Annotated in this window: 5 protein-coding genes and 1 pseudogene; 4 read left to right on the top strand and 2 right to left on the bottom strand. The window is 67.8% G+C overall.

Features of this window, described 5'->3' with window-relative positions:
- The 3 genes and pseudogenes from ACFWIX_RS06235 to ACFWIX_RS06225 form a co-directional block, all read left to right on the top strand.
- Positions 1 to 508, top strand: a pseudogene (locus ACFWIX_RS06235) (hypothetical protein); the annotation flags it as partial.
- A 263-nt stretch (positions 509 to 771) separates the two neighbouring features.
- Positions 772 to 1956, top strand: a complete 1185-nt coding sequence (locus tag ACFWIX_RS06230; RefSeq protein ID WP_377215248.1) for a serine/threonine-protein kinase — start codon at positions 772 to 774, stop codon at positions 1954 to 1956.
- Positions 1953 to 2408, top strand: coding sequence for an FIMAH domain-containing protein (locus ACFWIX_RS06225; RefSeq protein ID WP_377215247.1), 456 nt, complete (start codon positions 1953 to 1955; stop codon positions 2406 to 2408). The genes ACFWIX_RS06230 and ACFWIX_RS06225 overlap by 4 nt, the downstream gene beginning before the upstream one ends.
- On the opposite strand, the gene ACFWIX_RS06220 is transcribed toward ACFWIX_RS06225, so the two are convergent.
- Entirely contained in the window at positions 2405 to 3403 is a 999-nt protein-coding gene (locus ACFWIX_RS06220) for a LysR family transcriptional regulator (protein ID WP_377215246.1), read from the bottom strand. The two genes, ACFWIX_RS06225 and ACFWIX_RS06220, sit on opposite strands and share 4 nt — an antisense overlap.
- A gap of 75 nt (positions 3404 to 3478) precedes the next feature.
- On the opposite strand from ACFWIX_RS06220, the gene ACFWIX_RS06215 reads away from it, so the two are divergent.
- The gene (locus tag ACFWIX_RS06215; RefSeq protein ID WP_377215245.1) at positions 3479 to 4441 is read left to right on the top strand and encodes a DMT family transporter; all 963 of its coding nucleotides are present in this window, start codon (positions 3479 to 3481) and stop codon (positions 4439 to 4441) included.
- A gap of 82 nt (positions 4442 to 4523) precedes the next feature.
- On the opposite strand, the gene ACFWIX_RS06210 is transcribed toward ACFWIX_RS06215, so the two are convergent.
- On the bottom strand, positions 4524 to 6743 hold the full coding sequence (locus ACFWIX_RS06210; protein ID WP_377215244.1) for an NADP-dependent isocitrate dehydrogenase: 2220 nt from the start codon (positions 6741 to 6743) through the stop codon (positions 4524 to 4526).
- Positions 6744 to 6939 lie beyond the last annotated feature (196 nt).

Genomic DNA, 6939 nt, shown 5'->3' with positions numbered 1-6939 from the left:
ACTGGCCGCCGACACAACCCTCGCAGCAGCGCTTGGCACCACCACCGGCACGGACAGCACCACCGCTGACGGCACCCTCGCCACCGCCGCCGACCTCGCCCTCGTCCTGAACGCCGGTACTGCCGGCACTGTGGGTACCGACGGCAGCGCCGGTGGAGACACCAGCGGCACCGGCACCATCGGCACTGATACCGGGAGCAGCACCGGCTCCGGCAGCGACGGCCTGCTGGGCGTCCAGGGCTCCGGCGGCGCCGGCATCGACGGCAGCGGTTCTGCTGCCGGAACTGTAGACGGCACCGACTCAACCATCGGCGCCGGCGGCACGATGGGCGCCGCTGCCGCGGGATCCACGTCCGTAGGCGGAGCGATTGCCGCAGCTGTTGAAGGAAGCAACGCGAGGAGCTCCGCAGGTCTGGCAGCCACCGGCGCCGACGCGTCACTGGCTCCGCTCGCGTTGCTCCTGGTATTCGCAGGACTCCTGATGCTGCGTCAGCGGAAGACGGTTTAGGCCCCCTGGCCGGCACCGCATCAGGCACCCGGACAGGAAGGAGGACAGCCCACCAGAAGCACGCGTAAAGCAGAACATGTCATCAGCACACATGTCCTTGTAACCGGTGGTCCGGCGGCGAATGCGCAAGATATCCGCTGCCGGACCGTCGGCATGCCCGGCCGCCGGAAGCGGCCCTGCAACCGGCGCTGGATCCGGTTCTCCCGTTACGCCGGTATAATTTGGGGTACGACAGTGCCACAGCGCACCGGGAGGAACGGGACATGGTGGCGGAATCGCCTAGCTCCATCAAAAATGAAGTGGTTGGCGGACGTTATCGGCTGGGCGAGGTCATTGGCCGCGGCGGAATGTCATCCGTCTACTGCGCGCACGACGAAAACCTGCACCGCGACGTAGCCCTGAAGCTCTTTGCACCGCAGGCCCCTGATGCGGATGAACTCAAACGGCAGGAAGCGGAAATCCAGCTCCTGGCTACCCTCAACCACCCCGGACTGGTCACCCTTTTCGACGCCGGCATCGACAACCGCGTTCCGGATGAGCCCCGCCCGTTCCTCACCATGGAACTGGTGGAGGGCCAGGATCTCCGCAGCCGTATCCGCCACAGCCGGGTCCCGCTGGAGGAGCTGGCCGTGATCGGTGCTGGCATCGCCGACGCCCTCGCCTACGTCCACGGCCTGGGAATCATCCACCGGGACATTAAGCCCGGCAACATCCTGTTGGTCCAGATCCGCCCCGGCGAACCGCTCCGCCCCAAGCTGACGGACTTTGGCATCGCCAGGATCGTTGACGCCACCCGCTTGACGGCCACAGGCACGATGGTGGGTACCGCCGCCTACCTGAGCCCGGAGCAGGCGATGGGGCAGCCGCTCTCCCCCGCCACCGATATTTACTCGTTCGGCCTGGTTCTGCTCGAATGCATCAAGGGCACCGTGGAATACCCTGGCGGCGCCGTGGAATCCGCGGTTGCCCGGCTTCACCGCGCCCCCGAAATCCCGGAGGACGTCCCGGCCGAGTGGGCGGACCTGATCCGCTCCATGACCGCGCTGGATCCATTGGACCGCCCCGCTGCGGAGGATATCGAAACCGTCCTGCGCCAGGCGCTCGTCTCGCCGGCATCCACGCCCGGCGAACTCGCGGCCGAAACCACCAGGGTCCTCCCTGCCATGCCGCTCCGGCCGCCCACCATCACGGCTGAGGAGTCGGTGGACGACCTGCAGGAGGCAGCAGCGGCGGCCACCTCCGGCAAACGACGACGCCGCGCGCCGTCGTCGCGGGCCAAGGGGTTCTGGATCGCGGTGACGCTGGCCGCCGTGGTGGCCCTGGCTGCGGTGGCGGCACTGATGATGAGCCTGTCCACCCAGACCGCTCCCGACGTCGTGCCTTACCCCACGGTGACCGGGACGCTGGGCGCCCACCTGGAGGAACTGCAGGAAAGCGTGAAGCCGTGAAACGCGCGTGGGTTAGCGCGGTGCTCACCGCCACCCTCCTGCTCACCGGCTGTGGGCAGGCCGAGACCGGGCTGGAGCGGGACACTGCCCGGCAGCTTCAGGCCCGGGTCCTGGAGATTACACAGGCGTCGTCCCAGAACAAGCCCGAGGCCGCGCTGAAGGCCCTGGACGGGCTTGAGGCGGAGCTTCGGGCAGCCAAGGACAGCGGCCGCATCACCGAGGAGCGGCACCGCAGTATCACCACCATCGCCACAGCGGTACGCGCCGACCTGGATCGTGCCATTGCCGCCGCGAAAGCCACGCCGCGGCCTTCGACGACCCCCACGCCGCAGCCCACTGTCCCGGCCACCCCCGAGGCCACGGAATCGGCCCAGTCAAACCAGAGTGACGCGGGCAAGAGCGATGACAAGAAGCCCGAGGCGCCCGAACAAAAGGGCAGGGACAAGGACTAAAAAGCGGACGACGCCGGCGCCCCCTTGGGCGGCTGCGCCTCCTGATCCGCGTCCCCGGCTGCGTTTCGCGCCCGTTCCCGGACCAGCTCCAGTACCGCTGCTGCCGCGGGCCAGGCACCCCCGCCCCGTCGTGTGCGGGCATAGGCGCGCATCCGCAGGTCCGGGTTTGCCAGCGGCAGCAGTGCGACTCCCGGGCGCGGGGTCCGGTCGGCGGGCAGCAGGCCCACCCCCATCCCGGCGATGATGAGGTCCTCCACCAGTTCCAGGCTGTCGGCTTGGTGCCGGACTCGGATTTCGAACCCCGCCATGGAAGAGACCAGCCGCAGCACTTCCTCGTCGGCGCTGTTGCGGGAGTTGCCGATCCAGTCCGCATCCCGGAGGCGCTGGAACAGGTCGGGCGCGGGCAGCGGCCACTCCCCCGGGTTCGACCGGCGTGCGGGTCCAATGGCGGCGGCCACGTCGGCGGGCACGCCCAGGCTCCATGGGGTGCTCCACAGCGGCGTTGACTCGAAGCCGGCCGCGCTTGCGTCCGGCGCCAGGTTGTAGTCGTAAGTCAGGGCCAGGTCCACTGCGTCCGAGGACAGCAGAGCCAGTGCCTCTGCCGGCTCGTGTTCCCGGACATCGATGCGCACCTCCGGATGGATCCGTGCCAGGTCTCCGACGATGGGCATCAGCACCTTCCTGACTGCCGTGGCGAAGCCCGCCACCCGGACGGTTCCGGCTGGCTCGGCGCGCGGATCGAGTTCCGCCGTTGCCGCTTCCACCGAGGCGAGGATGTCCACGGCGCGTTCGGCCAGGCGCCTGCCAGCAGGAGTGAGACGGACGCCGCGGCCGAGGGGCTCCAGCAGCGGCGTCCCCGCCTCACGGGCCAGGGCCGACAGCTGCTGCGAGACCGTAGAGGTGGTAGTGCCCAGGGCGTCAGCGACGTTTCGCATGGACCCGTGCCGGGCCAAAGCAACAAGCACTTCCAGCCGGCGGGTCTCCATAGATGTCATTGTCCGCAAATCCTGAACGATTTGCCAGTCATTCCCACGTGGACGCGGAAGGTCCGGGACCGTTCTACTTGATTCATGGGATTCTCAACGACGGCCGGGAGCCGCTTTGCTGGAGCCGGCACGGGCACGGCGATGGCCGGTGCAGCGATGGTTTTCGTCCAGCTGGGCCTCGCGGCGTCGGTGGGCCTGGCGGACCAGCTTGGGCCGGACGGCGTAGCCTGGCTCCGACTGTCCTGGGCGGCAGTGATCCTGGTGGTCCTTGCACGGCCGTGGCGTGCCGCGCTGAGCCGCAGCGGGCTAATGACCTGCATCCTCCTGGGCCTGGTCACCGCCGGAATGACGCTGCTGTTCATGGCGGCAGCCGTCCGGATTCCGCTGGGCACGGCCAGCGCCCTCGAGTTCCTGGGTCCGCTGGGCGTCGCAGTGGTCCGTGGGCGGGCGGCCGGGCGGTGGTGGGCGCTCGTTGCCGCGGCCGGCGTGGCTGCCCTCACCGAGCCGTGGCACGGTGGCGCGGACCTGCCCGGCATCCTCTTCGCACTCGGTGCGGGCGCCTGCTGGGCGGCCTACATCCTCCTCACCCAGCGCGCCGGCGACGAAGCCAGCGGCCTGCAGGCCCTCGCCATCTCCATGCCGGTCGCCGCCGCGGCCACCACCCTCGTAGCGGGCCCCGCCGTCGTCGGGCATCTCGACTGGCGCGTCCTGCTGGCCGGCGCCGGCCTGGCGCTGCTGATGCCCGTCATCCCGTTCAGCCTGGAGCTCATGGCCTTGCGCCGGCTGAAGGCGGCGGCGTTCGGAACGCTGATGAGCGTAGAGCCGGCCATCGCCGCCGTCATCGGCCTGGTTGTCCTGGGGCAGGTGCCCGGGCCGACGGTCCTGGCCGGGATCGCCCTGGTAGTGGCAGCCGGTGCTGGGGTGACCCTGCAGGGCCCCGGGGAAGCCGCCGCCGACCAGGCTTTGACGGCCCCGACACGAACGGACACAACAGCCGCGGACGTATCATCCACGGACGACGGCGGAACCCGGATTTTGAGCCAATAGCGCCAGAGGCGGTGCTCCGGGCTGTCCGGGGCACCGCCTCTGCCGTGTGCGCCGCCTGGGTTGCCGGCGGCGGCGGCGGGAATTAACCCAAGGTTGCCAGAACCTTGTTCAGGGTGGCGGACGGACGCATCACAGCGGACGTCTTCGTGTTATCCGGGTGGTAGTAACCCCCGATGTCCGCTGGCGAGCCCTGGACCTCAGCCAGCTCGCCTACGATCGTCTCTTCCTGGGAGGACAAGGCGTCGGCGACGGCAGCGAACGAGGCGGCCAGGCCGGCGTCGTCCGTCTGCTTGGCCAGTTCCTCGGCCCAGTAGCGGGCCAGGAAGTAGTGGCTGCCGCGGTTGTCCAATTCGCCTGCGCGGCGGCTCGGGGACTTGTTTTCCAGCAGGAAGGTGCCGGTGGCGCGGTCCAGGGTGTCGGCCAGGACCTGTGCACGGGCGTTGCCGGTCGTGGTGGCCAGGTGCTCGAAGCTGACGGCCAGGGCCAGGAACTCGCCCAGGCTGTCCCAGCGCAGGTGGTTTTCCTTGAGCAGCTGCTGGACGTGCTTCGGGGCGGAGCCGCCGGCACCGGTCTCGAAGAGCCCGCCGCCGTTCATCAGGGGAACCACCGAGAGCATCTTGGCGCTGGTGCCCAGTTCCAGGATGGGGAACAGGTCCGTGAGGTAGTCGCGGAGGACGTTGCCCGACACGGAGATGGTGTCCTGGCCCTTGCGGATCCGCTCCAGGGTGAAGGCGATGGCCTTGACCGGGGACATGATCTGGATGTCCAGGCCCTCGGTGTCATGGTCCTTGAGGTACTCGTTGACCTTGGCGATGAGGTTGGCATCGTGGGCGCGCTCCTCGTCCAGCCAGAACACGGCGGGGGTCTGGGAGGCGCGGGCACGGGTGACGGCCAGCTTCACCCAGTCGCGGATGGGGAGGTCCTTGGTCTGGCAGGCGCGCCAGATGTCGCCCTCGGAGACCTGGTGTTCGATCAGGACGTTGCCGGAGCCGTCAACGATCTGGACGGTGCCGGCTTCCTGGATCTCGAAGGTCTTGTCGTGGCTGCCGTATTCCTCGGCGGCCTGCGCCATGAGGCCGACGTTAGGAACAGTACCCATGGTGGTGGGGTCGTAGGCACCGTTGGCACGGCAGTCATCAATGACCACCTGGTAGATGCCGGCGTAGGAACTGTCCGGCAGGACCGCCAGGGTGTCGGCTTCCTTGCCGTCCGGGCCCCACATGTGGCCGGAGCTGCGGATCATGGCGGGCATGGAGGCGTCGACGATCACGTCGGACGGAACGTTCAGGGTGGTGATGCCCTTGTCCGAGTCCACCATGGCCAGCGCAGGGCCGTCCTCCATGCCCTTCTTGATCAGGTTCTGCACGCCCTCGCGGACGTCCTCGGGAAGGTCCTCGAGGCTGCTGAGGATGGCGGCCAGACCGTTGTTGGGGCTGATGCCGGCGGCGGCGAGCTGCTTGCCGTAGGTCTCGAACAGCTCGGAGAAGTAGGCCTTGACCACGTGTCCGAAGATGATGGGGTCGGAGACCTTCATCATGGTGGCCTTCAGGTGGGCGGAGAACAGCACGCCCTCTTCCTTGGCACGGGCCACCTGGGCCTTGAGGAACTCGTCCAGGGCGGCGGCGCGCATCACGGTGCCGTCGATGACCTCGCCGGCCAGGACCGGGAAAGCCTTCTTCAGGACCTTGACCGACCCGTCTTCACGGACCAGCTGGATGGCGATGGTGCCCTCGGAGTCCATGACCACGGATTCCTCGTTGGAGCGGAAGTCGTCCTGGCCCATGGTGGCCACGTTGGTCTTGGAGTCTGCGGTCCAGGCACCCATGGAGTGCGGGTTCTGGCGTGCGTAGTTCTTCACGGAAAGCGGAGCGCGGCGGTCCGAGTTGCCCTCTCGCAGGACCGGATTCACTGCGGAACCCTTGATCTTGTCGTACCGGGAGCGGACGGCGGTCTCTTCGTCCGAGGAGGGGTTGTCCGGGTAGTCCGGCAGCGCGTAACCCTGGGACTGGAGTTCCGCGATGGCGGCCTTAAGCTGCGGAATGGACGCGCTGATGTTGGGCAGCTTGATGATGTTGGCTTCCGGCGTCTTCGCCAGTTCGCCCAGTTCAGCAAGGGCGTCACCGATCTGCTGCTCCGGGGTCAGGTAGTCACCGAAAACGGCGATGATGCGGCCGGCGAGCGATATGTCGCGGGTCTCCACCTCCACACCTGCGGTCGAAGCAAAAGCCTCGATGATGGGCAGGAACGAATAGGTAGCCAGCATCGGCGCTTCGTCGGTGTGGGTGTAGATAATCTTGGACATGCGCGGGCGTCTCCCTGTGGGTCGGCTAGGTTGTGAAATATAGGTCTGTTTCACCGTCTCTAACTTACCCGAGTAGTGCCGTTTGAACCCCACGGCCGGCGTTGGTTACCCGCCCGGGCGCAGCATTACAGCGCTACATGATAGGTCACTCCTATTTACAAAGTTGTCATATCGCGGTACGTTCACTTCGTCAACT

Origin of the sequence: Pseudarthrobacter sp. NPDC058362, assembly GCF_042723515.1 — a bacterium.
In the GTDB taxonomy this organism is placed as follows: domain Bacteria; phylum Actinomycetota; class Actinomycetes; order Actinomycetales; family Micrococcaceae; genus Arthrobacter.
This window is presented reverse-complemented; position numbering and strand designations above follow the sequence as displayed.